The 1,437-nt window shown below is 74.2% G+C and carries 1 protein-coding gene and 1 pseudogene; both read left to right on the plus strand.

Annotated features, from left to right (window positions below; translation table 11 throughout):
* A pseudogene (locus C1I97_RS37160) lies at positions 1-301 on the plus strand (hypothetical protein); the annotation flags it as partial.
* A 38-nt stretch (positions 302-339) separates the two neighbouring features.
* Positions 340-1,437: sugar phosphate isomerase/epimerase and 4-hydroxyphenylpyruvate domain-containing protein (locus C1I97_RS37165; RefSeq protein ID WP_146608435.1), on the plus strand; the 1,098-nt coding region annotated here is incomplete at its 3' end.

The raw sequence follows: 1,437 nt of genomic DNA on the forward strand, positions 1-1,437 counted from the left end.
GCTGCACCCCGGCCTGTGGGTCGCCGAGGTGGTCTACCGACCCCTTCGGACCGAGCTGCTGCGCACCGCCCGGGCGCTCGGCTGCGCCACGCTCGACGGCGGCGGCATGGCCGCCTTCCAGGCCGCCGACGCGTTCCGCCTGTTCACCGGGCGGGAACCCGACAGCGCGCGGATGGCCGCCGACATCACCGGAATCGCGGCCGCCACCGAGCCCGCCGCCGAGCTCACCACCGAGCCTGCCGAGCCCGCCGCCGAGCCCACCACCGAGCCCGCGGACGGCACGGTCGGGGCACGGCTGTAGCGAGCGGCAGAGCACGGAAGCAGAGGAGAGGTACACAGGTGCGTACGTCCATCGCCACCGTCTCGCTGAGCGGGTCCCTCACCGAGAAGCTCACGGCCGCCTCCCGGGCCGGCTTCGACGGCGTGGAGATCTTCGAGAACGATCTGCTCGCGAGCCCCCTGACCCCCGAGGAGATCCGCTCCCGCTGCGCCGATCTCGGCCTCGCCGTCGAGCTGTACCAGCCGATGCGGGACATCGAGGCGGTGCCGGAGGAGGAGTTCGCCCGCAACCTGCGCCGCGCCCGGCACAAGTTCGAGCTGATGCGCCGCCTGGGCGCGGACACCGTCCTCGTCTGCTCCAGCGTCTCCCCGACGGCGGTGGACGACGACGCGCTGGCCGCCGAACAGCTGAGCCGGCTCGCCGACCTCGCCCAGGACTCCGGCGTCCGCGTCGCCTACGAGGCGCTCGCCTGGGGCCGGCACGTCAGCACCTACGACCACGCCTGGCGCCTGGTGCGGACGGCCGGTCACCCGGCGCTCGGCGTCTGCCTGGACAGTTTCCACATCCTCTCCCGGGGCTCCGACCCCAGGGGCATCGAGGACATCCCCGGCGAGAAGATCTTCTTCCTGCAGCTGGCGGACGCCCCGCAGCTCGCCATGGACGTGCTGCAGTGGAGCCGCCACTACCGCTGCTTTCCCGGACAGGGCGGCTTCGACGTCGCCGGCCTGCTGCAGCACGTGCTGCGCGCGGGCTACGAGGGGCCGCTCTCCCTGGAAGTCTTCAACGACGTCTTCCGCCAGGCCGACGCGGGCCCCACGGCCGTCGACGCCCGCCGCTCGCTGCTCGCCCTGCAGGAGGCGGCCGGCGCCGCGGACCTGCCCGCACCCGTCGTTCCCACCGGCATCGCCTTCGCCGAACTGGTCACACCGGACGTCGAACCGGTCACGGCGGTGCTGGACGCGCTGGGCTTCACCCGCACCGCCCGGCACCGGGGCAAACCCGTCGACCTCTGGCAGCAGGGGCAGGCCCGCGTCCTGGTCAACACCGCCGGAGCGGTACGCCGGGAGGGCACCCAGCTCGCCGCGATCGGCCTGGAGTCCCCGGACCCCGCCGGTGCCGCCCGCCGCGCCGAGGCCCTGCTGGCGCCCGTACTGCCC

This window comes from Streptomyces sp. NTH33, assembly GCF_003236365.1.
Taxonomy (GTDB): Bacteria; Actinomycetota; Actinomycetes; order Streptomycetales; family Streptomycetaceae; genus Streptomyces.